The organism is Nocardioides jishulii, assembly GCF_006007965.1.
Lineage (GTDB): Bacteria > Actinomycetota > Actinomycetes > Propionibacteriales > Nocardioidaceae > Nocardioides > Nocardioides jishulii.
The window spans coordinates 251,213-276,465 of sequence record NZ_CP040748.1 but is presented as its reverse complement, the minus strand read 5'-3'; the positions used below and the strand labels follow the sequence as shown (position 1 = coordinate 276,465).

Annotated in this window: 22 protein-coding genes and 1 tRNA gene; 10 read left to right on the top strand and 13 right to left on the bottom strand. The window is 68.7% G+C overall.

The annotated features are described in order from the left end of the window. Window position 1 precedes the first annotated feature (1 nt). Both FCL41_RS01220 and dcd read right to left on the bottom strand, forming a co-directional pair. Window positions 2-994 carry a siderophore-interacting protein gene (locus tag FCL41_RS01220; RefSeq protein ID WP_239021717.1) on the bottom strand — a complete coding sequence of 331 codons (993 nt, stop codon included), beginning with the start codon at window positions 992-994 and terminating at the stop codon, window positions 2-4. Between the two features lie 145 nt (window positions 995-1,139). Continuing rightward, window positions 1,140-1,718 (bottom strand): dCTP deaminase, encoded by a 579-nt coding sequence (dcd, locus tag FCL41_RS01215; protein ID WP_137064346.1) that lies wholly within the window; start codon window positions 1,716-1,718, stop codon window positions 1,140-1,142. A 64-nt stretch (window positions 1,719-1,782) separates the two neighbouring features. Between dcd and FCL41_RS01210 the strand changes: the two genes are divergently transcribed. Both FCL41_RS01210 and FCL41_RS01205 read left to right on the top strand, forming a co-directional pair. Beyond that, window positions 1,783-2,544: an SGNH/GDSL hydrolase family protein gene (locus tag FCL41_RS01210; protein WP_137064347.1), complete on the top strand. Its 762-nt coding sequence runs from the start codon at window positions 1,783-1,785 to the stop codon at window positions 2,542-2,544. 31 nt (window positions 2,545-2,575) lie between these two features. Then, a tRNA-Gly gene (locus tag FCL41_RS01205) sits at window positions 2,576-2,651 on the top strand. 65 nt (window positions 2,652-2,716) lie between these two features. On the opposite strand, the gene FCL41_RS01200 is transcribed toward FCL41_RS01205, so the two are convergent. Further along, window positions 2,717-4,006 carry a sialidase/neuraminidase family protein gene (locus FCL41_RS01200; protein ID WP_137064348.1) on the bottom strand — a complete coding sequence of 430 codons (1,290 nt, stop codon included), beginning with the start codon at window positions 4,004-4,006 and terminating at the stop codon, window positions 2,717-2,719. Then, complete coding sequence (locus tag FCL41_RS01195) at window positions 4,003-4,548, bottom strand: SigE family RNA polymerase sigma factor (protein WP_137064349.1); 546 nt, start codon at window positions 4,546-4,548, stop codon at window positions 4,003-4,005. Before FCL41_RS01195 ends, FCL41_RS01200 begins: the two co-directional genes overlap by 4 nt. 80 nt (window positions 4,549-4,628) lie before the next feature. Here FCL41_RS01195 and FCL41_RS01190 point away from each other — a divergent pair, with 80 nt between their 5' ends. Continuing rightward, window positions 4,629-5,264 (top strand): DUF2461 domain-containing protein, encoded by a 636-nt coding sequence (locus FCL41_RS01190; RefSeq protein ID WP_137064350.1) that lies wholly within the window; start codon window positions 4,629-4,631, stop codon window positions 5,262-5,264. Window positions 5,265-5,268: 4 nt separating this feature from the next. On the opposite strand, the gene FCL41_RS01185 is transcribed toward FCL41_RS01190, so the two are convergent. Further along, window positions 5,269-5,727, bottom strand: coding sequence for an RrF2 family transcriptional regulator (locus FCL41_RS01185; protein ID WP_137064351.1), 459 nt, complete (start codon window positions 5,725-5,727; stop codon window positions 5,269-5,271). A gap of 17 nt (window positions 5,728-5,744) precedes the next feature. Continuing rightward, window positions 5,745-6,668, bottom strand: a complete 924-nt coding sequence (locus FCL41_RS01180; protein ID WP_137064352.1) for a sulfite exporter TauE/SafE family protein — start codon at window positions 6,666-6,668, stop codon at window positions 5,745-5,747. Between the two features lie 274 nt (window positions 6,669-6,942). On the opposite strand from FCL41_RS01180, the gene FCL41_RS01175 reads away from it, so the two are divergent. The 3 genes from FCL41_RS01175 to FCL41_RS17335 all read left to right on the top strand — a co-directional run bounded on the left by FCL41_RS01175 (window position 6,943) and on the right by FCL41_RS17335 (window position 12,853). Then, window positions 6,943-8,823: an acyl-CoA dehydrogenase gene (locus FCL41_RS01175; RefSeq protein WP_137064353.1), complete on the top strand. Its 1,881-nt coding sequence runs from the start codon at window positions 6,943-6,945 to the stop codon at window positions 8,821-8,823. A 235-nt stretch (window positions 8,824-9,058) separates the two neighbouring features. Then, complete coding sequence (locus FCL41_RS01170; protein ID WP_170970137.1) at window positions 9,059-12,028, top strand: RNA 2'-phosphotransferase; 2,970 nt, start codon at window positions 9,059-9,061, stop codon at window positions 12,026-12,028. A gap of 531 nt (window positions 12,029-12,559) precedes the next feature. Continuing rightward, window positions 12,560-12,853 carry a sigma factor-like helix-turn-helix DNA-binding protein gene (locus FCL41_RS17335; protein ID WP_137064355.1) on the top strand — a complete coding sequence of 98 codons (294 nt, stop codon included), beginning with the start codon at window positions 12,560-12,562 and terminating at the stop codon, window positions 12,851-12,853. Between the two features lie 86 nt (window positions 12,854-12,939). Here the strand turns inward: FCL41_RS17335 and FCL41_RS01160 are convergent, their stop codons facing one another. After that, window positions 12,940-13,602 (bottom strand): Rid family hydrolase, encoded by a 663-nt coding sequence (locus FCL41_RS01160; RefSeq protein WP_137064356.1) that lies wholly within the window; start codon window positions 13,600-13,602, stop codon window positions 12,940-12,942. A 365-nt stretch (window positions 13,603-13,967) separates the two neighbouring features. On the opposite strand from FCL41_RS01160, the gene FCL41_RS01155 reads away from it, so the two are divergent. Then, complete coding sequence (locus tag FCL41_RS01155) at window positions 13,968-15,581, top strand: flavin monoamine oxidase family protein (protein WP_137064357.1); 1,614 nt, start codon at window positions 13,968-13,970, stop codon at window positions 15,579-15,581. Between the two features lie 49 nt (window positions 15,582-15,630). Here FCL41_RS01155 and FCL41_RS01150 read toward each other — a convergent pair whose 3' ends face one another. The 5 genes from FCL41_RS01150 to FCL41_RS01130 form a co-directional block, all read right to left on the bottom strand. Beyond that, a complete protein-coding gene (locus tag FCL41_RS01150; RefSeq protein WP_137064358.1) occupies window positions 15,631-15,837 on the bottom strand; it encodes a hypothetical protein in 207 nt (68 codons plus the stop codon). Between the two features lie 90 nt (window positions 15,838-15,927). Further along, window positions 15,928-16,305: an iron chaperone gene (locus FCL41_RS01145; RefSeq protein ID WP_137064359.1), complete on the bottom strand. Its 378-nt coding sequence runs from the start codon at window positions 16,303-16,305 to the stop codon at window positions 15,928-15,930. Between the two features lie 20 nt (window positions 16,306-16,325). After that, complete coding sequence (locus FCL41_RS01140) at window positions 16,326-16,553, bottom strand: DUF6458 family protein (protein WP_137064360.1); 228 nt, start codon at window positions 16,551-16,553, stop codon at window positions 16,326-16,328. 113 nt (window positions 16,554-16,666) lie between these two features. Beyond that, window positions 16,667-18,424 carry an NHL domain-containing thioredoxin family protein gene (locus FCL41_RS01135; protein ID WP_137064361.1) on the bottom strand — a complete coding sequence of 586 codons (1,758 nt, stop codon included), beginning with the start codon at window positions 18,422-18,424 and terminating at the stop codon, window positions 16,667-16,669. Between the two features lie 55 nt (window positions 18,425-18,479). Then, window positions 18,480-20,102, bottom strand: coding sequence for a hypothetical protein (locus FCL41_RS01130; RefSeq protein WP_137064362.1), 1,623 nt, complete (start codon window positions 20,100-20,102; stop codon window positions 18,480-18,482). A gap of 124 nt (window positions 20,103-20,226) precedes the next feature. Between FCL41_RS01130 and FCL41_RS01125 the strand changes: the two genes are divergently transcribed. The 3 genes from FCL41_RS01125 to FCL41_RS01115 all read left to right on the top strand — a co-directional run bounded on the left by FCL41_RS01125 (window position 20,227) and on the right by FCL41_RS01115 (window position 23,549). Continuing rightward, a complete protein-coding gene (locus FCL41_RS01125) occupies window positions 20,227-21,033 on the top strand; it encodes a maleylpyruvate isomerase family mycothiol-dependent enzyme (RefSeq protein ID WP_137064363.1) in 807 nt (268 codons plus the stop codon). Continuing rightward, complete coding sequence (locus FCL41_RS01120) at window positions 21,030-21,968, top strand: SDR family NAD(P)-dependent oxidoreductase (protein WP_137064364.1); 939 nt, start codon at window positions 21,030-21,032, stop codon at window positions 21,966-21,968. The genes FCL41_RS01125 and FCL41_RS01120 overlap by 4 nt, the downstream gene beginning before the upstream one ends. A 78-nt stretch (window positions 21,969-22,046) precedes the next feature. Further along, on the top strand, window positions 22,047-23,549 hold the full coding sequence (locus FCL41_RS01115) for a hypothetical protein (protein WP_137064365.1): 1,503 nt from the start codon (window positions 22,047-22,049) through the stop codon (window positions 23,547-23,549). A 33-nt stretch (window positions 23,550-23,582) separates the two neighbouring features. Here the strand turns inward: FCL41_RS01115 and FCL41_RS01110 are convergent, their stop codons facing one another. Beyond that, window positions 23,583-25,148, bottom strand: coding sequence for a PQQ-binding-like beta-propeller repeat protein (locus tag FCL41_RS01110; protein WP_137064366.1), 1,566 nt, complete (start codon window positions 25,146-25,148; stop codon window positions 23,583-23,585). Between the last annotated feature and the right edge of the window lie 105 nt (window positions 25,149-25,253).

Here is a 25,253-nt window from a genome sequence, read left to right as displayed (position 1 = left end):
GTCAGGACTTCATGGCGACACCGCGACGCCAGTAGCCCATGAAGGCCACCTGGCTGCGGTCCCAGCCCTGCTCCTTGACGAGGTAGCGGCGCAGGCTGGTCACCGTGCCGGCCTCCCCCGCGATCCACGCGTAGGTCCGGACAGCCTCGGCGACCGGCTCGACCTCCTCGCCCGACGACGACCAGGTCGGGGTCTCCCAGAGCCCCTCGTCCACCTCCGACGGCTCGTCGAGAGGGGTGCCGGAGCCACCGACGTACGCGGTCACGGCCTCGGTGAGCGCCTCGCCGTGCGGGCGCCCCTCGCGAGCCAGCCACCGCACCTCGACGCCGGCGGGCGCCGGGCTGGGCAGCACGTCGCGGGCGTAGGGCACCTCGAGGAAGGCGGCGCCGCGCGCGTCGTCGGGGAGGTTCTCCAGGATCGAGCAGATGGCGGGCACGGCCGTCTCGTCGCCGACGAGCAACAGCTCGGCCCCGGCCGGCGGCACGAACTCGATACCGCCGAAGGGGACACCGCGACGCGGCAGCAGGGCCACCGCACGGTCACCCACACGGGCGCCGGTGGCGAAGTCGGCACCGGGCCCGCCCACTCCGGGGTGCACGACGATGTCCACGACGACGGTCGTCGCGGCGCCACGGCCGCGAACCTCACGCACGGTGTAGGTGCGCATGTGGCCGCGCTCCTCCACCGGACGGTCCAGCCAGGTCGACACCCAGCTGTCGTCGGCCTGCGAGACGTCGGAGAGTCCGCCGTCCTCGTGCGGCACGACGAGCTTGAAGCGCTGGTCCCACCACGGGTCGCCGTCGACGGGCTGGCCGATGTCGGCGAGCCCCTCGCTGGCGAGCTCGAGGCGGATGAAGCTGGGCGAGAGTCGTTCGACGGAGCTGACGGTCACCTCGGTCAGCACCATGCGCAGCTGGTCGGCACCGGCCTTGTCAGCGTTGACCTCCTGGGCCCGCGCCTCCCGGCTGCCCGTCTCCTCGGTCGTCACGCTCATCACATCTCGCTCTCGCGGCAGGCGTCGACGCCGCCGCACGCTCGGGTTAGGTGAGCCTAACCTGAGTACCAGGGGGAAGGGCAAGGCCTCTGCGCCGGGGCGCAGTGGTGAGCATCTGCAGCGAGGAAGCGTGAGCGGGAGGCGCTCAGCCGATCTGCGTACGGTGGAAGTTCGCGTACGAGCGCGACGGCGTCGGACCGCGCTGGCCCTGGTAGCGCGAGCCGTACTTCTGCGAGCCGTAGGGGTGCTCGGCCGGCGAGGAGAGCCGGAAGAAGCAGAGCTGACCGATCTTCATGCCGGGGTAGAGCTTGATCGGCAGCGTGGCGACGTTGGCCAGCTCGAGCGTGACGTGACCCGAGAATCCGGGGTCGACGAACCCCGCAGTGGCGTGGGTCAGCAGGCCGAGACGGCCCAGCGACGACTTGCCCTCGACGCGCGCAGCGATGTCGTCGGGCAGCGAGCACACCTCGTACGTCGACCCCAGGACGAACTCGCCGGGGTGCAGGATGAACGGCTCGTCGCCCTCCGGCTCGACCATCCGGGTGAGGTCGGACTGGTCGGCGGCCGGGTCGATGTGCGGGTAACGGTGGTTCTCGAAGACGCGGAAGAACCGGTCGAGGCGGATGTCGATGCTCGACGGCTGGAGCATCTCGGGGTCCCAGGGGGAGATGCCGATGCGGTGGGCGTCGAGCTCCACCTTGATGTCGCGGTCTGAGAGCAGCACGGTCGAACCCTACCCGCGCGACCTGCCCGCCGCTGGTTTGCACCGACACCCGAGAATGGGGCCCATGAGCTTCAAGCGGTACGTCGCCCTGGGCGACTCCTTCACCGAGGGCGTCGGCGACAACGACCCCACCCGCCCCAACGGCCTGCGCGGCTGGGCCGATCGCGTGGCCGAGGCGCTCGCCGCAGCCGACCCGGAGTTCCGGTACGCGAACCTCGCGATCCGCGGTCGCAAGCTCCCGCAGATCATCGACGAGCAGGTCGAGCCGGCGCTCGCGCTGAGGCCTGACCTGATCACCATCCACGGTGGCGGCAACGACGTGCTGCGCCCGAAGGTCGACATCGACCACCTGGCCCAGCGCTACGACGCCGCGATCGAGCGACTGGCCGCCAGCGGCGCGAAGGTCGTCATGTTCACGCTCTTCGACCCGGGGTCCTACGGCATCTACTCCGCGATGCGCGGCCGGATGGCGCTCTTCAACGAGTGGGTGCGCGAGATCGCCGACGCCCGCGACGTGACCCTGGTCGACCAGTGGCGCATGCGCGACGTCGACCTGGTCACCCACCTGGACCCCGACCGGATGCACCTCAACTCCCACGGCCACCACTACATGGCGATCCAGGTGCTCGACGCCCTCGGCCTGCCCCACGACCTGGTGCGCGACGACGTCCCCCCGGCGCCCGTGCTGACTCGCAAGGAGGCCCTGGCCGAGAACGCCCGCTGGACCCGGGAGTTCCTCGGTCCGTGGATCCACCGTCGACTGACCGGGCGCTCCTCGGGCGACTCCGTCTCGCCCAAGCACCCCGCCTTGGAGCGCATCGGCTAACATTCCGAGCAGCCGGGCCCAGCCCGGTGTTGCGGACGTAGCTCAGTTGGTAGAGCGCGACCTTCCCAAGGTCGATGTCGCGAGTTCGAGTCTCGTCGTCCGCTCCAACCGAAGCGGGAGGGTTCGGGTCACCTGGTGGCCCCAACCCTCCCGCTTCTTTCACGTACGTACGTCAGCGCGCGGTGAGGCGACGCCACGTCTGGCCCGCGTCACGCGACACGTCCACGACGCCCACGCCGTCATGGATCGCCGTCACCACCAGGCCACGTGCCGTCGCCTCGACGTGGACGTCCTGGGAGACGTCCGTGGGCCTGGCCCGCATGAGGGTGAACCGTGACCAGTCCACCTCGGTGGTGGCGTGGATGCCGGCCTCACGCTCTGGCCCCGCGCCGTCGGCCCACTCCTCCACGTCGACCACGAGTCGCCCGTCAGCCGTGATCCCGCCCTTGCGGACGAGCGCTCGAGGCGCACCCTCGACCTCGATGGTCTGCCACGTCCTGCCACCGTCCGTCGAGCGGTGCACACGAGTCAGCCGCGGCTTGAGGGCGCCGGCAGGGTCCTCACCCATGTCCGCGGACTCCACCACGGCGAGCGTTCCGGGCCTGGCTGACGGCAGCACCGTGACGTGGTCCCGTCCACCGATGGTGGGGAGAGTCTTCTCCTGCCAGCTCCGGCCAGAATCCACCGACCAGACCACCGAGGCCCTGCCCTCCCGGGACCACGTCCACCCGACCATGGTGCCGTCCGGCTGGATCTGCAGGTCGACATCCACGTCGGGAGTCGCGAGGAGGTGGGCCCGACCCGTGTCGGGGTCGAGACCGATGGGACGGCCGCCCCAGGTCGCGGAACGCACCAGCACCTCGCCCTCCGCGAGCGGACCGGGGTCGCCGTCTGGCCGTACCGCCGTGGTCGTGCCGTCCGTGCGGGCGATGAAGGAGCCGTCGTCGGCGGTCATGTGGAAGGCGTCGCCGCCCAGCGGCGTGATCGTCGATTCCTCGGCGTCCGGCACCGGGACCGAGACCGACGTCGCGAATCCGTCGCGGGTGAGCAGCAGCTCGAACTTTCCGCCCTGGCAACGCTTGGCGCAACGCCACCAGAGGCTGGCGCGTACGTCCTCGTCCTCGGGCGCGACGGCCAAGGTCAGCAGCGTCGGGTCGGGGCTCGGGGCGTCCCGCTCCGTCCCGCTAGGCGGCACCGGGGTGGGCCGCGACGGCGCCGTCGGGTCAGGCGCCGGGGAGGTCGCCGGGGGCAGCGGCTCGCGTGCCGACGGGCCGTCCAGCACCGCCTGACCGCCGAGCACGACCACGGCAGCCAACGCCGCGACGCTGCCGACCGCTGCGGCGCGGCGGCGGGCACGACGGCGTACGCCCCGGGCTCGAATCTCCCCGAACGCCGGCGGCTCCAACCGGAGCCGGTGGGCGCGCTCCCGCTCGCCACGGAGCAGGTCGTCGAGACGGTTCATGCCTCACCTCCCAGGAGTTCGGAGCCAACGGGTGCCGGAGCGTCGTCCCCGAGAAGCGTTGCCAGCGCCGTACGCCCGCGGCTGAGCCGCGCCTTGACCGTGCCGACCGGCACCCCGAGCGTCTGTGCGACCTCGGCAACCGGCAGGTCCGCCAGGTGGTGCAGGGCGATCGCCTCGCGCTGGGTGGTGGGTAGCTGCTGCATCGCCGCCAGCAGCACCACGCGGTCAGTGCTGGCGTCCGACAGGTCGCTGACAGGACGGGACTCGCGCCCCCGGGCCAGGTGGAGCGCCTCGCCCAGCTTCCGACGCCTTTGTCGGCTGCGGGCCTGGTTGACGGCGACCGTGCGCAGCCACGCCTCGGGGTTGTCGAGCTCCTGGAAGCGTCGGCCGCGGGCCACCGCCCGTACGAACGCCTCCTGGACGACCTCCTCGGCCTCGGTCAGGTCACCGCAGACGCCGAGCAGCTGCAGGACGAGGCGTCGATAGGCAGCCTCGAAGAGGCGCGCCACCACCTCGTCCGTCGCGCCCGGTGCCTCGCCCATTGCGCCCTCCTGCCAGCAGCCTGTCAGGGATACGACTCACGAGGCACGCGTTTGGTTGCATGCCCGCCTAGGGTGATCGCGTGCAGTTCAACGGCTTCCCCACCGCAGCGCTCGATTTCTACGACGACCTCGAGATGGACAACTCGAAGGCCTTCTGGGAGGCCAACAAGCACGTCTACCTCGACGCCGTACGCCGCCCCTTCGAGGCGCTCGCCGCCGCGCTGGAGCCCCAGTTCGGCGCGGCGAAGATCTTCCGGCCCTACCGCGACGTGCGCTTCCGCGCCGACAAGACGCCGTACAAGACCCACCAGGGCATGTTCGTGGCGGTGGCGCCGCGCACGGGCTGGTACTTCGAGCTCTCCCCGCGCGGTACGCGGGTCGGCGCCGGCTTCTACGAGGCCACGGGCCCGCGACTGGCGGCGGTGCGCGCGGCGATCGATGACGAGAAGTCGGGCAAGGCACTCACGCGGCTGGTGAAGCGCTACGAGAAGGAGGGCTGGGAGATCGGCGGCGACCGCGTCAAGACCGCGCCTCGTGGCTATACCGTCGACCACCCGCGGATCGAGCTGCTGCGGCACAAGCAGCTCTTCGTCGGTCGCCCCTACGGCTTCGAGGCCGACGCGCTCGGGCCAGACCTGGTCGAGCGCGTACGCACGGACTGGGAGACCCTGCGCCCGCTGCTGACCTGGCTCACGACCCGGCCGAAGGCTGACTGAAGAATCAGTGCGGCTGCCAGGCGTCCTCGTCGGCAGTGCGCGAGGTGACCGCCTCCGGGAGCTTGGCGGAGGCGAGCTGGGCGATCGAGACCTGCTCGAAGACGTCGCGCAGTGAGTGGCGCGCGGCGATCCAGACGTGCTGGAGGACCTCGGCGGAGTCGTTGTACTGCACGGACTCGGGGCGCAGGCCGTAGACGGAGACCAGCGGGCCGTCGACGGCGCGGATCACGTCGGCCACCGAGACCTCGCTGGCGTCACGGCCCAGCCGCCAGCCGCCGGACTGGCCGCGCTGGGAGACGACGACGCCCGCCTTGCGCAGGTCGGCGAGGATCGCCTGGAGGAAGCCGTGCGGGATCTCCTGGCGACGTCCGAGCTCTTCTGCACTGACGGGACGACCGTCGGTGCTCCCGGCCATCTCGATGAGGGCACGGAGGGCGTAGTCAGACTTGGCGGAGACGCGCATGGGGTCAGTGTGTCAGATCAGCCTGCAGCCTGGAGGCGTACGTCGTCGTCCGGCGCCTCCTCGGGCGACGAGCCCGCGTTGCGCCGCGAGAGGCGCTCGTTGCGGATGGCGACTGCCAGCGCGGCCATCCAGACCACGAAGAGGACGGCCATCAGGGTCCACACCGTGCTGGACGCGGCGTCGAACGAGAGCGCCAACGTCCGGCTGTTGGTGACGATGATCAGCCCGCCCGCGGCCACACCCAGGATGCGGGCCGGGAGGTGGCGCACCAGCATCGCGGCGATCGGGGCGGCGAAGATGCCGCCCACCAGGAGCGCGATGGCGTAGCCCCACTCGATGTTGGCCGCCCCCAGTCCCGCGAGGAAGCCCAGGGACCCGCCGACGGCGACGACGAACTCGGAGGTGTCGATCGAGCCGATCACCTTGCGCGGCTCGAGCCGCCCAGAGGAGAGCAGCGTGGTGGTGCCGACCGGACCCCAGCCACCGCCGCCGATCGAGTCGAGCGCGCCACCGAAGAGACCCATCGGGGCGAGGAAGCCCGCGGAGGGGCGCCCCTTGAAGGTGGGCCGGCGTCCGCCCAGCACCAGGAAGCGCCACACCACGTAGAAGCCCAGGGCAAGCAGGATGCAGGCCACGATCGGCTTGGCCATCTCGCCGTCGAGGTTCACCAGCAGGGTGGCGCCGAGGAAGGCGCCGACGAAGCCGGGGCCGGCCAGGATCCCGACCGTGCGCCAGTCGACGTTGCCGAGCTTGTGGTGGCTGAAGCCGGAGACCAGCGAGGTGCCGATCTCGGAGAAGTGGACCGCGGCCGACGCCGCCGCCGGGGCGACTCCGGCTGCGAGCAGCAGCGTCGAGGAGGTGACCCCGTAGGCCATGCCCAGGGACCCGTCGATGAGCTGGGCGAGGAAGCCCACCAGTCCGAGGACGATCAGTTGCCGCATGAGCCCATCCGTATCGCGAAATCCGTCTTGCCTAACTAACCCGAAATAATAAACATTGGAGGGTTTGCCACGTCAAGCGGGCGGGACGGCGGGGATCAGAGTTGTCCGGATCACCGGGTTGCGTGTTGCGCGAGCACGGATCTCAGGGCACAATCTAAGTTACTGACTGGTAGCACCGCAGGGATCACCGCGGGAGCATCCTTCATCTCACGTGGACGACAGACCCCGCCCCAACCGAGGCGTGGTTCGAGAACGGATAGGAACAGGTGGGGCAGTGAGCCACTACAAGAGCAACCTGCGCGACATCGAGTTCAACCTCTTCGAGGTGCTCGGCCGCGACGAGATCCTTGGCCAGGGACCCTTCGCCGAGGTCGACGGCGAGACCGCTCGTGAGGTGCTGGCGGAGGTCGAGCGCCTCTCGCGCGAGGACCTCGCCGCCTCCTACGAGGACAGCGACCGCAACCCGCCGGTCTTCGACCCGAAGACCCACGCTGCCCCCATCAGCGACACGTTCAAGAAGTCCTACCAGGCCTGGATGGACGCTGAGTTCTGGCGCCTGCAGATCCGTGAGGAGCTCGGCGGCACCCCCGCCCCGCCGTCCATCGTGTGGGCCCTGGGCGAGATGGTGCTCGGCGCCAACGCCCCCGTGTGGATGTACGCCGCCGGCGCCCCGTTCGCCGGTGTCATCTGGAACAACGCCAACGGCGTCGAGCGCGACAAGCGCATCGCCGAGATCATGGTCGAGCGCCAGTGGGGCTGCACCATGGTGCTCACCGAGCCCGACGCGGGTTCCGACGTCGGCGCCGGCCGCACGAAGGCCACCCCCAACGAGGACGGCTCGTGGAACGTCACCGGCGTGAAGCGCTTCATCACCTCCGCCACCAACGACATGACCGAGAACGTCATGCACCTGGTCCTCGCCCGCCCCGAGGGCGTCGAGGGCGCTGGCGGCCCCGGCACCAAGGGCCTCTCGCTCTTCTGGATGCCCGAGTGGCACTTCGACCACGAGACCGGCGAGCTCACGGGTGAGCGCAACGGCATCTACGTGACCAACGTCGAGCACAAGATGGGCATCAAGGTCTCCAACACGTGCGAGGTCACCTTCGGCGACCCGCAGGTCGGTGGCGGCGAGCCCGCCAAGGGCTGGCTCGTCGGCGAGGTGCACAACGGCATCGCGCAGATGTTCGACGTCATCGAGAACGCCCGCATGATGGTCGGCACCAAGGCCATCGCGACGCTGTCGACCGGCTACCTGAACGCTCTCGAGTACGCCAAGTCCCGCGTCCAGGGCGCCGACCTCACCCAGTCGGCCGACAAGACCGCCCCGCGCGTCACCATCACGCACCACCCCGACGTGCGTCGCTCGCTGATGACCCAGAAGGCGTTCGCCGAGGCCATGCGTTCGCTGGTGCTCTACACCGCCAGCTGGCAGGACCAGGTCTACCTGGCCGAGCACGAGGGTCGCTCCGACTCCGACGAGGCCCGGATGGCCGTCGCCGTCAACGACCTGCTGCTCCCGATCGTCAAGGGCTACGGCTCCGAGCGTTCGTGGGTCCTGCTCGGCACCGAGTCGCTGCAGACCTTCGGCGGCTCCGGCTTCCTGCAGGAGTACCCGCTCGAGCAGTACGTCCGCGACGCCAAGATCGACACCCTGTACGAGGGCACCACCGCGATCCAGGGCCAGGACTTCTTCTTCCGCAAGATCGTGAAGAACCAGGGCGCCGCCCTGGGCCACCTGGCCAAGGAGATCGAGGCCTTCATCGGCGCCGCCGACGCCGACGAGCGCCTCAAGGTCGAGCGTGGCCTGCTGGCCAAGGCCCTCGAGGACGCCAACACGCTGGTCGGTCACATGATCAACGACCTGATGTCCGCCCAGGAGGACATCAAGAACATCTACAAGGTCGGCCTCAACACCACCCGCGTGCTGATGGTGCTCGGCGACGTCATCTGCGGCTGGCTCCTGCTCAAGGGTGCCGAGGTCGCGCTGGCCAAGCTGGGCGGCGACGTCTCCGCCAAGGACAAGGCGTTCTACGAGGGCAAGGTCGCCGCGGCGTCCTGGTTCGCCACGCAGAACCTCCCCAAGATCTCCTCCGAGCTCGCGATCGCCCAGGCGACCGACAACTCGATCATGGAGATCGACGAGGCTGCGTTCTGATCTGACGCAACGCAACGAAGGGCCGCACCCGGTGGGTGCGGCCCTTCTGCGTTCGTACGCGGTGGCTACAGGACATCGCCTTGGATCCTGTCTACGTGTGTTCGAACCCTTAACGCTGCCGGTCCAATAGCCTGAGCCCATGGGGACTCATCAGACGGTAGCCGCAGCCACCGGTCGTCACGTTCAGCATCTTTGCCCACAGGCGACGCACCTCTTAAGCCTGCTAGGCGAGCCTGTGGACTCTGCATATCTCGAGGCCTTCTCCACCCGTTACGGGACAGAATGGTTGGCCTATCTAACCGATGACCGGTTTGCAATCCGCGCCTTCCCTCGCCTGATGGATAGCGCAACACGGCGTACGTACTGGGAGATTCTAGAACTCCTCCTCCTTGAACACTGGATTAGTTCGCACCCCTCACAAATTGCTGAGACGCTAGACCGACGCAAGGGTTTAGACAAACGCCTTCTACGCCTTCGCGAAGCCATCGCACTTGCCCTCTACAGCCGGGCAAAAAGCGTGAACTGGCAAGAGCCCTTGACATTCCTCCGAGGGCTTCGAGTGTCCGAGCTATACATGCGCTCAGTAATTGAGAATCGACACCTGATTCGCCATCGCCAGTTGCGCCAGTTCCAAGGGCGTTTGGGCGTCGCACTGGTGCTGCAATCACGGCACGGCGCATTCTCTGCCGCTCAAGCCGTCGAGATGGTGGAACGAATTCGGGCCTCACTGGACGGCGGAAATCAAAACGCAGATGCCTACAACTATCTTGCTGAAGCCTTATTGAGAGTTCATGACGCATCTGGAGACCCGGATTCGTTGCGAGAACTAGTCGGTTTGCAGAGCCGATCGGACGCACACGACACTGCAGCGCTGTCCTCCCACATTGCGGAAGCATGGCTGCGGTTGTCACAGGCGGCACAAACTGAGGCAGGACGCCAACAGTTTCGTGCGCGATCTGCAGCTCAGTGCGAAAACCTAAAAGCCGTTTCTGACCCCGTGATTGCAGCCCGTGTCGCCACAATCCGAGCCTTCTTGTCCCTGCCGCCATCAAATGCCCTAAAGGTGCGTGGGTTTCGGACGCCGTTTGGGGTCGGCTCTCAAACCCAGGAATGGGCGCGTCAAGATCGCGTGGCAACCAAGGAGCTGTTGGAGGCCATTGACCACCAGTTGGACTCTCTATCGCCACGCTTGCGTTCCTCGGCCCTAATTCGTCGTATTTCCGCTTCCACGAAAAGCGAAATAGCAGCTCGGCTCGTTGGGCGTGCATGGAGTTCCGAAAAGGTAGGCCACTTGAAAGATGCCGTCCAGATTCGCGAAGGGACGAGTGACCAGGGCCCGCTAACCGATCCCGAGAGTCGCCTCCAAAACGCGGTCGACAGATTCCAACTGTTTCGCTCGACCTCGCTCCGGTCCCATCTTCTAGCCGCGATCGAAGATATTCTAAGACTTGCAAACTTCGACCAAGCGTGGCCAACGCCTTTGTTGGTGCTCGCGCGCGAACTTGAGGCGCTGGGTTCAGATCTACCAAAGCCCATTATTTATGAACTTCGCAAGAAGGGTTGGGACAGCGGCGCTGCGGAAGCCTTGCGGCACGCTTCAGTGGGGAACCTCGCCGGCCTCTATGAATTGGCGGCGCAGCGCGCCCTTGAAAGCAGAGAGGTAGATCGCAAACATCTGGGTGGGCGCAGCGGAGTTTATCTTGCCGAAGATCCGTCTGGAATTATTTCAGAGACGTTCATCTTCAAACCTACACTCAATGATCTGGCGGACCGCGAGACCGAACGAGTCTCAAGACTCGAACGGCATTTGAAACAGCTCGGTCTCGAATCAAGGTTCTCAGTCCCCACCACATTGGCGAAGAGTCAGCTTCCGGCGGACGACTCCTTGCGTGCGAAGGGTTGTGAGATTCTGGTAGCTAGGCGGTTCCACAAAGGCGAGATCCTTGTTGAAGCAATGCGGGATCAACCTCTCGGAACTCGCTCAAGCATCCTCAACGCCGTCGTGCAATATCTTGCTATTATCCACGCCTCAGAACTACTTTCGCAAAGATCTAATCCGGTTTCAGTGCGGCGAGACTTATGGAAGAAGGACTTTGGTCGATGGTTGAAGAATGGCTTGCAGGTTGGCAATGCAGGGGAAGTCTTTGAAGAATGGTGGAAAACCTTCGGACCCGACCCGCTATTGCTGCCGCGACGAGACGCTCATCCGCTCAACTGGATCGTCGGCGCCGACAACTCGGTGGTGGCCGTAGACTTTGAAGCCTGTGGCTGGCGACCCGTCGGCCTAGAGTTGGCGCAGTTGCTTGACGATAGACCGCTCTTACCAATTGATGAACATGGCTGGAAGACTCGCCTTCATCTCGTTCATCAATACAGGCACGAATTGGGCAGACGCGGAGTAGCAGTCGACCACGGAAGCCTTGTGCGCGCGTGGGAAGCTGCCACCCTCTCACGGGCAGTAGGCCTGCTCACTGCCCCAAGTAGCGACCAAGCATTACGCTCGCACGGCGAGGGACTGCTCGAGTGGCTTTCGCGGGATTCCAAAGAACGAGCCATACGAGACATGGCTTCCCACCTTTTACATACGTGGTCTGTGCGCCGCGGTACCGCCATAAACGAAGATGACGGCCTAAAGAATATTAGCGATGCCCGGCGGAGGCACCTTTCTCGGGCAATGGCTTACGAACTCAGACACGGTTCATCCGTGACTCTTGATCGTGGAGGCTGGGCCTACATAGCCGCCGTTTCAGACTCCCTATATGCCAGCGGACTACGCACCGACAGCAGCGAGATTTGGACCGTTGCTGCGGCAATTGACGAGCCCAGGTTCGAATTGCGGGGAAAGAAGATCCGCGCTCGTTACGGTCACACGCGCCCTGTTGAGATCTCGTACCAAGAGGCCAGTAGCAGACCAACGTTGTACCACGGAACCTCGTCCCGCAACCTCAGTAGCATTTTCACTAGCGGGGCGGGACTCAAGAGCATGGGACGTCAGTGGGTTCACCTTTCAAGCGACCCACACCTCGCGATTAGGACTGCGCAGCGCCATGGACCTGTCATTCTTCTAGCTCTCGAGCCAGAGGCGTTCTGCGAACCCGTGTTTCAGGCAGGTGGAAGCGTCTACCTGGCAAAGGCAGTTCCTGCAGGCTCCCTTCGCATCGTGTCGCCGACCGAGATCTTCTTCATGTCCGACCGGGGGCGATGAGCAACTTCAGTCGAGCGATTCCATGCAGTGCCCAGTCTCAGACAGGGAGCGGAGAGGATTTGCCGCAGTCTTCGTGCGATCGCTAGGGCCAGCACGTGACACCTCTCCACCCTGTCGAGCTCCCCATATCCCCTCCCAGCGGACTGTTGCCGACACCGTCCTGGGTGCCGTGGGCAGCAGAGCCTGGCAGCGCGTGCGAGATGGAGTTCTCGGTGACACCGGTACTCGCAGACGGGAAGCAGGCCAGCGGCGCGCCGCTGTCGCGTGCGAACTTGATGGCCGAGCAGGAGCCGGCGCCCGACGTGGCGATCCGCCTTCCTGAGCAACCTACGGCTACGCCGCGATCGGCACCCGACGAGCCATTGCCGACTCCCGGGGGACGGAGGACGGAGGGCCGGCCATGCCTCCAGTTGAGCAGTAGCGGCGACTGGCTGGTGACGAGCTCGAGACCAGCGCCCTCGGCAAGATCGTGGGGATCGACCTCAGCGCCCGCGTGGACGCGGCCAGCGTGCCCACCGGACGCCCAACGCCCTGAGTGATCGTCTCCGGGCCCACATCGCGCCGGCGGTCGAGGACCACACGGAGGCCACCGCCGTACGCGACGCCGTGCTGCGGCTGCACGCCGCCCACCGCGAGCTCGTGATGCTGATCCACTGGGACGGCTTCACCGTCACCGAGGCGGCCGAGCTGCTGGGGCTCAACGCCTCGACGGCGCGCAGTCGCTACTCCGCAGCGGCTGCGGGAGGCGTTGCTCAGCTCAGTAGCCGTGCCCTGACAGCCGCGGGCGGGCGTCGGCGGTGGCGAGCGCGGACAAGAACGCGGTGACTTGAGGTCACCAGGTGACCTGAAGTCACCGCGTTCTTGTGCCGGGCTGCGCGAGAGACCCAACGGCGCGGATCGACCCTGTCGCGCTACTTCTTCTTCGGCTTGTGCTTCGACTTCTCCGGGTAGACCGCGTCGACCTCGACCTCGACGAGCCACCCGTTGACGGGCAGGTTCTCGATCTCCAGGGCAAACCGGGAGGGACGCGCGGGGTTCACGACGCGGGGAGGGCCCGTCACGTTGCCCAGGGGCACCTGCATCGTGTCGCCCGTCTTGAGGTTCGTGTTGGCGAAGTACTGGCGGTAGGCACGGTTCCAGCCGGCGAAGTCCATCTTCTCCTCGCCCTCGGGGTTCTGCAGGAAGACCCGCATCGAGACCACGTCGTCGTACGAGAGTCCCGCCTTGGCCAGGTTCTCGCCGATGCGCATGAGGACGTTGATGCCCTGCGCCTCGGTGATCGTCACGCCGGGCGGCAGGACGCCGCCGGGGAAGACGTCGGTGGGGATGTAGCGCTGCTCAGCCGTGGCGCCCGCGGTGTTCATCGCCGAGGGCCCCAGCCCGGAGGACTTGTACCAGGCCACGTCCTTCCCGAAGGCCACTCCATCGGCGATGCTCGCGGTGTCACCCGTGATGAACGAGAAGGCTTCCTTCGGGTCTGGGCGGAACAGCCGGTCGTGCGCCCAGACGGTGCTGGGCACGGCCAGCGCCACCGTGGCGACGACGGCGGTGGCCATCTTGCTTGCAGTCTTCATCCATGCCTCCGAGAACAGTGCGGCCCTCGACTCGCGAGGGCATGGCCGAGGGGTCGGCCATGGGTGGACGCTAGGGAGGCCAGGTCACACCCGCGTAACGCGGCGATGTCATCTGGACGTCTGCAACGAACGTTTGTTTCAGCTCCTGACGCGCTCTGGGACGCGGCTGACCTCTGACGCATATAGAGGAGAAGAACGCGCCCTCCTGCGGTCGGCCCACCGCACTTTTGTGACCCGTCGGAAACCCGCGAGACCCACCGCCGTGACGTCGTCTCCCTACGTTCATGCCGGGCGCTGACGCTGGCCTCCGGTACGGGTTCCGGGAGCACGGCCGGCGTCGGGCCCGTGTGACGAGAGGACCTCCCATGGTCGAAGAAGAAGTCTTGTCGGGCGTCTCGCGGCGCAGCCTCCTCCAGGCGGTCGGTGCCGGCTCCAGCGCGGGAGTCATGTTCGCGGCGATGGGAGCGGTGGGCCTCGCCCCCACGGCCGCGGCCCAGCCCCCGAGCAAGTCATGGAATCCCCCCGGACGCAGCGACTTCGCCCTGTCGGGGCGGTCGTCCAAGAAGGTGGTCGTCGTCGGTGGCGGCCCCGCGGGCCTCGCCACGGCGTACGAGCTCAAGAAGGCCGGCTACCGCGTCACGGTCCTCGAGGCCCGCCACCGCGTGGGTGGCCGCACCCTGACCATCCGCGACGGGGACTCCGAGACCGACATCGACGGCATCAAGCAGACGGCGCGCTTCGACCGCGACGTCTACATGAACGCCGGCGCAGGACGCATCGCCCAGTGGATGGTGACGATGGACTACATGCGCGAGCTCGGGGTGCCGTACGAGGTCTTCACCAACGCCAACGCCGACGCCTACCTCTACAACGAGAAGAGCGGCGCCACCCCGGGCAACCCCATCCGCTACCGCACGGCGAAGGCGGACGTCTTCGGCTACACCTCCGAGCTGCTGAACTACGCGACCGACCAGGGCGCCCTCGACGCGAAGCTGACCGCGGAGGACAAGGAGAACCTGCGCGCCTTCCTGCGCTCGTTCGGCGCGCTGAAGTCCGACGGCACCTACGCGGGCGGCAACAACCGCGGCTTCTCGGAGTACCCGACGGCCTGGAACGAGCACGGCACGCCGCTGCCCGGCCCCGGCACCGCGTCGGAGGTGCTCGCCAGCAAGGTGGGGCAGTACTTCGCGTTCGAGAACAACTGGGAACAGGCCATGCTGATGTTCCAGCCCGTCGGGGGCATGGACACCACGTACAGCTACTTCGTCAGGGCCATCGGACAGCAGAACGTGCTGCTCAACTCGCCGGTCACGGCGGTGAAGAACACCTCGCGAGGCGTCAAGGTCACCTACAAGCCGAAGCGCGGCCCGGAGCGGCAGATCGAGGCAGACTTCGCGGTCGTCTCGGCCCCCGCCGGCCTGATGCGCACGTGGGACACCAACTGGGGCACCGAGATCGACGCGGCGCTGGGCGAGTTCGCGACGGGTTCGCCCGCCGGCAAGATCGGGCTCCAGTACAAGTCGCGCTGGTGGGAGGACGACCACCGCATCTACGGCGGCATCACCGAGACCGACATGGATCTTGCCCACGTGTGGCACCCGTCGTACGGCTACGGCGGGCGCAAGGGGCTCATGATCGGCTACTACAACACCGGGGCCAACGCGCGTACGTACGCCGATCTCTCCCCGCGGCAGCGCGAGGCGCGCGCCGTCGCGCAGGGAGAGAAGATCTTCGGACCCAAGTACCGCACCGAGCTGGACTCCTCCTTCTCCATCGCGTGGCACAAGGTGCCCTACGTCGAGGGCGCGTGGGCCTATCCCAAGACCACGTCCCCACTCTTCAAGAAGCTGCAGGAAGGTCAGGGCAACGTCTACTTCGCCGGCGACTGGATGTCGGAGATCTCGGCCTGGCAGCACGGTGCGTTCTGGTCCGCGCGGTACGCGGTCCAGGCGCTGCACGCCCGGGTGATGAGCGCCTGACCTGAGGCAACGCGACGAAGGGCCGCACCCACCGGGTGCGGCCCTTCGTTCACGACATGAACCAGTCGTCGAAGGCGTCGGTGTCGATGCCCCGGGCCTCGGCGAAGTCGTGGAGCCCCACCCGGTAGGCCAGAGGGTTCATCTGCTTCAGGACCTCCGACGGCGCGAACGTCACGGAGCCGATCGACACCTCGCCCTGCGCGTCCAGCGTCTCGTTGTAGACATCCTGCAGCTCGCCCCATGACGTGTACGTCATCGTCTTCTCCTGTCGACATGAGCTCAGCGTCGTGAACTCAGCCCGAGGAGCATAGAGCCCGGGCAGCGCCTGCTCACTGCCGTGAGGGACTCACCAGCCGGCGCCGGTGGCGGCGTACTCCTGCCGGCGCGCCTCCACGAGCGAGCGCAGCACGTCGACGGGGAGGCCACGGTCGTACGGCAGCTTCACGAAGCCCTCCCCGGCCTCGTAGCCCACACCCTCCACGCGGGAGCGGTGCTCGGCGAACAAGCGCGTCGGGAAGCGCAGCGAGCAGTGCTTGCCGAAGGCCTGGAGCGCGACCAGGCGGGTGCCGTCCTGCACGAACGCGGGCTGGTTCCAGTGCAGAACCTCCTCGGCGTCAGGCAGGGAAGCGCGACACAGCTCCCGGAGCTGGCCCAGGTGTGGACGGGCGATCTCCGGGAGCTGTGCGTAGAAGTCGTCGACGTCGATGCGCTTCGGTGAGGGCATGCCTTCGAGCGTACGACTTCTCAGACGACGTCGCGACGGCTGTCGACGTGGCGCTCCTCGACGTGGCGGGTCTCGCCGCGCTGCTTGTTCATGACGAGGCCGAGGACGATCGACAGCACACCGGCCGCGACGAGGATCCAGCCCAGCGTCTCCGTGGCGACGTACTGGTCGAGTCCGGGGATGTTCACGACCCCGAGGCCGAAGATCAGTCCGAGGACGATCAGCACGATTCCGAGTCCGAGTCCCATTGGTTTTCCTCCCGGGTGTGGCGCGGCCCGTGCCGCGCGCTCTGCCGGGAGTGGTGCCCCCTGCCGTGGAGCACGAAACACTGGCCCTCACGGCAGGTCTGGACCGCGACGTCTCAGGCCGTGCCACCCAACGGCAGCCGCAGTACGCCGTCGGCCCCCGCGACCACCTGCACCGGCACGCCCCAGTCCTGTTGGTGCATCCGGCAGGCCGCCCCCTCGCCACCGTCTGCGTCACACGAGGCGGCGCGCGCCGCGACGTGGAGCACGCCCTCCCCCACCTGCGGGTCGAGGACGAGTCGGCGGGTCAGGTCGGTGCCACGGCCACCGCCCTCGCGCAGCAGCGCCTCCGGCGTCGAGGAGACCAGGAGCTGCGACGGCGGGCCGAAGCGGTCGTCCACCTTCTGGCCGGGCGGCGGGGTGAAGTCGACGACGAGCTCGACCTCGGCGCCGACGTCGGTGACCGGGCGCTGGGTCCGGTGCGCGAACGCGTCGACCTCGACGACACCGCCGAGCGGGACGCGGGTGACCCGGTGGGCGGTCGACTCGACCACGTCGAGCGCCTGGCCGTCGTCGGTGAGCAGCAGCGAGCTCGGCTCCGACAGCCCGGTGGCCACGGTCGTGACCTCGCCCGTGGTGGGCGAGTAGCGGCGTACGGCGCCGTTGTAGGTGTCGGCCACCGCGACCGAGCCGTCGGGCAGCACGGCCACACCGAGGGGGTGCTGGAGCAGCGCCTGGTCGGCCGGGCCGTCGCGGAAGCCGAAGTCGAAGAGGCCGGTGCCGACCGCTGTCCGCACCACGAGGGCGCCCTGCTCCTCGCCGATCCAGCGCAGGGCAGAGGTCTCGGAGTCGGCCACCCAGAGCCGGTCGCGTTCGACGTCGACCGCCAACCGTGACGGCTGGGCGAACCACGCCTGCGCCACCGGACCGTCGAGCAGGCCCTCGTTGGTGGTGCCGGCGACCGCCTCTACCGCACTGGTCAGCGGGTCGAAGGTCCACACCGTGTGGATGCCGGCCATCGCGATCCACACCTTGTCGCGCCAGAAGACGACGTCCCACGGGCTCGAGAGCCGGGCAGTGCCGTCGCCGGCCATCCACTGCTCGCCGTCGCCGGCCAGCGTGAGCACCTCTCCGGAGGCGAGGTGGACCGAGGCGATCCGGTGGTTGGCGGTGTCGGCGACGACCAGGTCGTAGCCCAGGCGCTCGCGCAGCTCCTCGGGGACGACCGCCACGCCGTTGGGCTCGGAGAACCCCTCGACGCGCTGCAGCACCTCGTGGGTGGCGGCGTCGAGCACGACCACCTCGTCGTGACCGGCGTCGGCCACCACCAGCCGGTCGTCGAAGAGCTCCACCACCGAGGCGGGGAAGCGCAGGTCGCTCGGGGGCACCTCGGGGGCGACGTAGGGCGAGTCGCCCGGCTGGAGCGTGCCGCGCTCGCGGTGCTGCGGGACGAGGTCGGCCAGCAGCGCGTCGATGGCGTGCGCGTGCCCCTCACCGGCGTACTGCGCGACGACGTAGCCCTCCGGGTCGATCAGCACCAGCGTGGGCCAGGCCCGCGCGGTGTAGGCCGACCAGGTGGTGAGCTCGGGGTCGTCGAGCACGGGGTGGTGCACGCCGTAGCGCTCGACGGCGGCGGCGAGCGCGTCCGGGTCGGCCTCGTGGACGAACTTGGGTGAGTGGACGCCGATCACCACCAGCTCATCGGCCCACCTCGCCTCGACCGGGCGCAGCTCGTCGATGACGTGCAGGCAGTTGATGCAGCAGAAGGTCCAGAAGTCGAGCAGGACGAAACGACCTCGCAGTTCGCCGATCGTCAGGTCACGGTCGGTGTTGAGCCAGCCTCGGCCGGTGAGTTCGGGGGCGCGTACCTTCACCCGACGATTCTGCCGTGCGGGTGGTGGTCGTGCCTCCCCACGTGACTCAGGGGACTCAGCGACGCACCGGCGCCGACCACTTCGTCCGGTGCACGTGACGCTCGTGCCCGCGCGCAGTCGCGATGATGCGGAGCCGTACTCGCGCGCCGGCGTGCCGAGGCTTCAACGCGAGCCGCTTCGCGGTGGCGCCGGTGATGTTGCGGACCTTGCCGTGGCGGCGCAGCTGCCACTGGTGACGGACGGTGACCTCGGCGCCCTGGGCGTAGCTCGCGTGGTCGATCCGCAGGGCACGACCGACGCGAGCCTTTCCGTAGACGTATGGCGCGTAGGTCATGACCACCTTGGCGTCGCGGCGCCAGGTGACGGTGGTCCCGAGCGAGAGCGGGTCGTAACGCGGGCCGACGGGCACGGTGACGGTGCGAGCCTTCGCCAACGTCAGCGCGGACGGGTGGTAGACCTCACGAAGCCGCTTGTCACCTCGGGCGAAACCGACGACGTACTCACCAGCGGGGATGAAGTCGAAGCGGTAGCTGCCGGTCTTGTCGGTGCGGGTCTCGGCGAGATGCAGAGCCCCTTGGCTGTCCTTGCGGTAAAGGGTGACGAGGCGCCCCGAGGCAGGGCTCTTCGCACCGAGCTCGGAGACGTACAGGCTCCCCGCGAGATGACCGGCTGGAGCCAGCTTGAACGAGGGCACCACACGATCGGCGCCGTCGGAGACCTTGAGGCTGGCCGCCACGTCAACCGCCAGGGCGTCGGGATAGAACTGAGTCGCAGCCGTCACGCGCGGACCGAAGACAACGCACGAGTCCGCAAAGCCGAGGCGGTAGGAGCCGGTGTGGAGACCGCGCACGGCGTAGGACCCGTCCTCCGCGACCTTGGCCTCCTTGGCCCTGACCCAGCCCCCCTTCACGCCCGGGGCGTACACCGTCACGGTGACGCAGCGACGCGACTCCTCCTCAGGGATCGAGGAGAGGTCGACGCGACCGACCAGCGCACCGGAGCGCTTCACCGTCAGGTCCAGACCGGCCACCGCACCGCCGGCGGTCACGACCATGTTGCGGGCGTTGGCCAGCCCCGAGCCGCCGAGGAAGGCAGGCCAGGTGGCATCGTCACGGTGCGCGACGGAGATGCGGTACGTGCCGGGGAACTGCTGCGTCAGCGACCAGGTGCCGTCGGACGTCACGTCCGCGGTGGCTCTCGCGTCACCGACCGCACCACCGGGACCCACGACATGGATCGACACCGAGAGGTGACGGAGGTCGATCCCCGCGGGGGCCGCCACCGTGCCCGACAACGCCGCTCCCAGGGGGACGTCGAAGTCCACGCCCGTCCGTTCCTCGCCATCGACCAGCGTGACGACACGTGTGGCGCCGTTGGCGATGGTGCCGGCTGGCTGCCTCACGAAGAGCCTGTACTCACCTGCGGTGAGCCCGGGGAACGCGTAGGTCCCTTCGGCGGTCAGGGACGCCAGCGCGTGGCGCAGCAGCATGCCCGTCGCCTCGTCGCGCCGTGCGATGGAGATCGTGACCGTCGTGGCGTCCACGCCCTCCGGGAGCACGACCTTTCCGGCGACGCTCGCGGTCGCGGGCTCGGCAGCCACGACCGCACCGGCGCCCACCGGCGCCAGCAACGCGACCACGGACAGCACCACTGCGACGTACAGATGACGAACGGTCATCGACTCCCCCTCGATCCACGCCGTCCAGCGCGACGGGGCGAGGCTAACGGGTTTGACCGACGGCCGTCGCCGCTTCCGGGCCGCGGACCTGTCCCGCGTCGGCGCCCACCCCTAGGGTGTCCGCATGACCGACCTGACGCCGTACGTCGACCTGTGGTGGAGCTCGATCGACGACTTCACCCACCTGTTGGAGGAGCTGACCGAGGAGGAGTGGTCGGCCCCGACCGACCTTCCCGGCTGGAGCGTGCGCGACGTCGCCGCACACACCGCCCACCTGGAGCACGTCCTCTCCGGCGGTCGCCACGAGCACGTCGAGCTGGGCGAGGTCCCCCACGTCCGCAACCCGATGGGGCAGTTCACCGAGCAGGGCATCGTCTCCCGGCGGGGCCACTCGACCGACGACCTGGTCAACGAGATCCGCGAGTCGGCGACCGCGACCCACACCGCGATCCTCGCCGACACCACGCCGGTCGCGGACGCCCCGGCTCTCGGACCGTTCGGGGCGGTCGGCTGGACCAACCGCACGTTGTGGACCAACCGGCCCATCGACCTGTGGATGCACGAGCAGGACATCCGCCGCGCGACCGGCCGTCCGGGCACCTTCGACTCCCCGGGCGCCCAGCACACCGTCGACCACCTCTCCGACACCCTCGGCCTCGTCCTCGGCAAGCGCGCCCAGGCCACGCCCGGCACCACGCTGCGCGTCGAGATCGACGGCCACGCACCGCGCGCCTGGCAGGTCACCGACGCGGGGCGCGGCGAGGGGCTCACCGAGGTGCCCGACGACGCCGACGTGACCCTGACCTTCAGCCGTGAGTCGTTCGCGCTACTGGCCGGTGGACGTCGTCCCGTCGACCAGGTGACGGTCGGCGTGGGAGGCGACGAGGAGGTGGCGCAGCGCGTCCTCGCCACCATGGCCGTGACGCCGTGAGCGGTGCGACGACCTGGCACCCGGCGGCGATCCCCGACCTGACAGGTCGCACCTACCTGGTCACGGGCACCAGCCCCGGCGGCATCGGGCAGTACGTCGTGCGCGACCTCGCCGCGGCCGGCGCCCGGGTCGTCATGGCGGGCCGCAACGCCCGACGCCTCTCCGCCACGGTCGACCTCGTACGCGCCGAGGTGCCCGACGCCGACCTCGACGAGCTGCTGCTCGACCTGGCCTCGCTCGAGGCCGTACGCCGCGCCGCCCACGAGGCCGAACACTTCGGGCCACTGCACGGGCTGGTCAACAACGCCGGGGTCATGGCGTCGCAGCCCCACCGCACCGTTGAAGGTCTCGACCTGCAGATGGCGACCAACCACTTCGGGCCGTTCCTGCTGACCGGCCTCCTGCTTCCCCAGCTGGTCGCCTCGGGGGACGGCCGCGTCGTCACCGTGAGCTCCCAGGCCCACCGCGCCGCCCGCACCGCTCCGCTCGGGGAACCCCGCACGACCCCGCCGCCACGGAACCGACTCCAGGCCTACGGGCAGTCGAAGCTGGCCAACCTGCTCTTCACCTACGAGCTCGACCGGCGGCTCCGGAGTGCGGGGCTGCCGGTGAAGGCCCTGGCTGCCCACCCGGGCTACTCCGCGACCCCGCTCTTCGCCAACGGCCGATTCGGACGACCCTCCGGCGGGGCCGCCTCGATCGTCGACGCCGTGCACAAGGCGGTGGCCCAGCCGGCCGCCCACGGCGCCTGGCCCCTCCTGATGGCCTGCGTCGCCGACCTGCCCGGATCGACCTACTGCGGCCCCAGCGGCCGCGGCGAAACCCGGGGGCTGCCCACGGTCGTACGCCCCTCCGACCTCGCCCGCGACGAGGCCGCGCAGCACGAGCTCTGGGAGCTGAGCGAGCGCACCGTCGGGCTCCGGTATCCACACTGACCCGTCGGACGACGAGATGGCGCATGAACCGTCCTGATCGGCCCTTGCTCATGCCTCCGGTACGACACAATGCCTGCCATGCCGACCACACTCTCGGGCTCTGCCCACCCACGTCCCATCGCCCACCGGCGACCTCGGGCCGCCACCGGCGTGGCCGCCGTGGCGCTCGCGCTGCTGGTGCCGCTGGCTCCCGCCTCCGCCGACGACTCCTTCGACCGCAGCTCGCGTCCCGGCTGGAAGGACACCGTTCCTCCGGTGGCCCAGCTCCAGGAGCAGCGTGACGCGGTCCGGATCGAGGACCCCCGCGCCACCGCGTTGCCCAAGGTGAAGGGCTGGTCACGGCCCAAGGCCGTGGTGAGCGCCAAGAACGGCTTCCAGTCCTACGACATCGCCCGCAACGGCAAGGGCGCCGGCGTCGTGGCCTGGAGCGAGATCGGGAGCAAGGGCGTACGACCGTGGTTCCGCCGCGTCACCGCGCGCGGCAAGTGGAGCAAGCCCGTGCGCCTCCACGGCTGGAGCAAGCAGGTCGGCGGCGGAGGCGTCTCCGGCCAGGTCGCTGTCTCGATGGATCGCAGTGGTCAGGCGGTCATCGCGTGGACGGCGGCGAAGCGGGTCAAGAAGACGTGGCGCACCGGGGTGATGGTCGCCAAGGTCACGCCGCGCGGCAAGGTCTCGAAGCGGTGGATCACCGCCACCGCGCCCACGCCGTCGAACGTGGAGCTCCACACCTCCCCCAACGGCCACACTGTCGTGTGGTGGAACGGGTCAGACCCCAACGCGTGGGGACATCCGGTGCACTTCGTCAACTGGAAGGGCCGCAAGGGCTGGACCCGGCTGCCCTACACCCGTGACGCGGCGTGGACGCCCGACGAGGGTGGCGACGCCTCCGTGAGCACCGGCGGCCTGGTCACCGCCACGTGGGTGGAGCGGGGAGGCACCACTCTCGGCGGTCGCCTGCGCGCCGTGACGATGAACAGCAAGGGAGCGAGGACGCAGAAGGTCGTCGCCACCGCCAACAACTTGATCATGAACTCGTCGCACACCGCCACGGACAACGGCAACATCACCGTCTCGTTCATGGACTCGCGATACGACTCGGGGTGGTCCGAGACCTGGTACACGGTGCGTCGCCTCAACGGGGTGTGGGGTGCCCGCACCGTGACGCCGAAGCAGAGCCGCAGGGGCAACACCTGGGACATCGACGGCAACAACTCCGGCAAGGTCGCGATGATCGGGCTCGGCTACTCCCCCGAGGCCAAGCCCGAGTGGGTCACGGTGACCGCCGGCATCCAGGCGAAGCCCGGCGCTGCCTGGGACGTGCGCGGCGTGCACCCCAGGGCGGGCAACTACTTCTCGGTCTTCACCCCCAGCGTGCACATGACGGCCAACGGCAATCCTGTGGTCTCCTACCGGGCCGGTCGCAACGGCGTCGCCTGGCTGAAGAACGGCACCTGGGTGCGCGTCGGCCTCAACAACAACGGCACCTTCAAGTTCGCCAGCGACAGCAAGTCGCGCGTCAGTCTGCTCTCGGTCTCCCGGCACAAGGGCCGGACCCTGACGCTCCACACGAAGAAGTTCTGAGCACCACCGGCCACGCTGCGGCGGCGGAGCGCGTCACGTCTTGGCGCGCTCCGCGTCGCGCACCCGTACCAGGCCGCTCCGGTGTCCGACGTACGCCGCACCGTCAGGCCCCAGGGCCACGAAACTGAGCCGAGGGGTGTGCAGCACCCCGGTGCCCGTACGTACGGAGAAGGCGTGCTCGCCGTCGCGCACGTCGAGCGCAGTGAGGTACCACGCCGAGACGCCCCAGGCCGAGGGCCGCTTCGTCATCGCGTAGACGAGGCCGGTCGCCCACGAGACCACCGGCCGGGTGCTGACCGCGGCCACGGGGTGGCTCCACACCACGCGGCACTTGGCCTCCTGGTGGTCGACGCGGGCGACACCGCCGGTCGGGGTGAAGCCCATGAGGGTCGAGGCGACCGAGCGGCGGTCGTGGTCGTTGGTCACGATGACGCCCGAGCCCACGGAGACCAAGGAGGTCTCGGTCGCGCTCTCACCGCCGTCGAAGACCGCGGACTTGCACACCTCCGCGCCGGTGGAGCGGTCGTGGAAGGCGACGTGCATGCGGGGTTCGGCGTTGTCGGCGATCGCGACGAGGTTGTCGTCGACGAGCGCCGGCCCGGAGCCGGTGCCCTGGGTGATCTGGCCGGACTTCACCTCCACGCCACGGTCGTACGCCGTGCGCCACGACACCTTGGCCTCGCCGCGCTCGTCGACGACGACGCGGTAGAGGGCGTGGTCGGTGGTGACGAAGACGCCCGACTCGTCGACGCTGAAGGGCTGGGTGATCTGCTCCTCGAGGTCGAGCACCTTGGCGCCACCGGCGACCGTGTCGAGCATGCCGACTCGGCCCTGGTAGCTGACCCACCAGATGCGGCCCGACCAGTCGGCCATCGCTCGCACCAGGCAGTCGTCCTTGCCGATGAGCTTGACGAGGTTCCACGTCTGGTCGACGGTGAGGTCGGGCTGGCCGTCGGCATCGGCGGTGCCGATCGCCTGGATGCGGCCGTCGGTGGTCGCCAGCACGGCGCGGTCGCCGTTGTCGAGGTAGAAGCGGGCACCGGAGCAGGCGTCCGCGCGCACCGCGTCGTCGGTCGCCGCCGTGCCGGGCAGCCGCTTGGTGGCGAGGGGCCGCATCGAGTCGGCGTCGAGCACGTGGAGCTGCGGACCACGGCGGTCGTGGCAGATCGCGACGAGTCGGCCGTTGGAGGCGAACTGCATGCTGCGGCAGCTCTCGAGGCCGTACCAGGCCGTGTCGGTCTCGGGGTCGTCACCGAGCGGGCCGGGACGGTCGGTCTGCGAGTCGGCCAACCACGGGTGCTGCGACGGCTCGTCGACGTCGAGCGGCTTCGCGGAGACCTGTCGCCCGTCGTACCCCGGGGTCACCAGCAGGCCGCCGTTGCCCGGGACCGGCAGCAGGCCGTCGGGCAGCGCGACCAGCACGGCCGTGGCGACGCTGGCCACGAGGACACCGATGCCGGCGCCACGCCAGGAGAAGCGGGGTCGCGGGACGCGGTTCCTCACCCGGGGGATGAGCAGCAACGCGGCCACCACCACGATCGTGACCGGACCGATCGCGCCCCACAGCAGCGCCGCGAGGGCGACGAGCACCCAACCCACGTCAGTGCGCTCCGCCGTGCGACCCGATGGTCACGTGGAGGAGAAGGACGGAGCTGGGGGCTGTACGCATGCGTCGAGGATAGGTCGTCCTCGAGCGAGGTGTGG

Coding starts and splice junctions, on each gene's coding strand:
- FCL41_RS01200 (WP_137064348.1), bottom strand. CDS start 4,006: ATGAACCGTCTCGACGACCTGCTCCGTGGCGAGCGGGAGCGCGCCCAC.
- FCL41_RS01145 (WP_137064359.1), bottom strand. CDS start 16,305: ATGCCCTCACCGAAGCGCATCGACGTCGACGACTTCTACGCACAGCTC.
- FCL41_RS01115 (WP_137064365.1), top strand. CDS start 22,047: ATGCCGACCACACTCTCGGGCTCTGCCCACCCACGTCCCATCGCCCAC.
- FCL41_RS01130 (WP_137064362.1), bottom strand. CDS start 20,102: ATGACCGTTCGTCATCTGTACGTCGCAGTGGTGCTGTCCGTGGTCGCG.
- FCL41_RS01185 (WP_137064351.1), bottom strand. CDS start 5,727: ATGCGCGTCTCCGCCAAGTCTGACTACGCCCTCCGTGCCCTCATCGAG.
- FCL41_RS01195 (WP_137064349.1), bottom strand. CDS start 4,548: ATGGGCGAGGCACCGGGCGCGACGGACGAGGTGGTGGCGCGCCTCTTC.
- FCL41_RS01160 (WP_137064356.1), bottom strand. CDS start 13,602: ATGAAGACTGCAAGCAAGATGGCCACCGCCGTCGTCGCCACGGTGGCG.
- FCL41_RS01140 (WP_137064360.1), bottom strand. CDS start 16,553: ATGGGACTCGGACTCGGAATCGTGCTGATCGTCCTCGGACTGATCTTC.
- FCL41_RS01180 (WP_137064352.1), bottom strand. CDS start 6,668: ATGCGGCAACTGATCGTCCTCGGACTGGTGGGCTTCCTCGCCCAGCTC.
- FCL41_RS01210 (WP_137064347.1), top strand. CDS start 1,783: ATGAGCTTCAAGCGGTACGTCGCCCTGGGCGACTCCTTCACCGAGGGC.
- FCL41_RS01150 (WP_137064358.1), bottom strand. CDS start 15,837: ATGACGTACACGTCATGGGGCGAGCTGCAGGATGTCTACAACGAGACG.
- FCL41_RS01220 (WP_239021717.1), bottom strand. CDS start 994: ATGAGCGTGACGACCGAGGAGACGGGCAGCCGGGAGGCGCGGGCCCAG.
- FCL41_RS01155 (WP_137064357.1), top strand. CDS start 13,968: ATGGTCGAAGAAGAAGTCTTGTCGGGCGTCTCGCGGCGCAGCCTCCTC.
- FCL41_RS01125 (WP_137064363.1), top strand. CDS start 20,227: ATGACCGACCTGACGCCGTACGTCGACCTGTGGTGGAGCTCGATCGAC.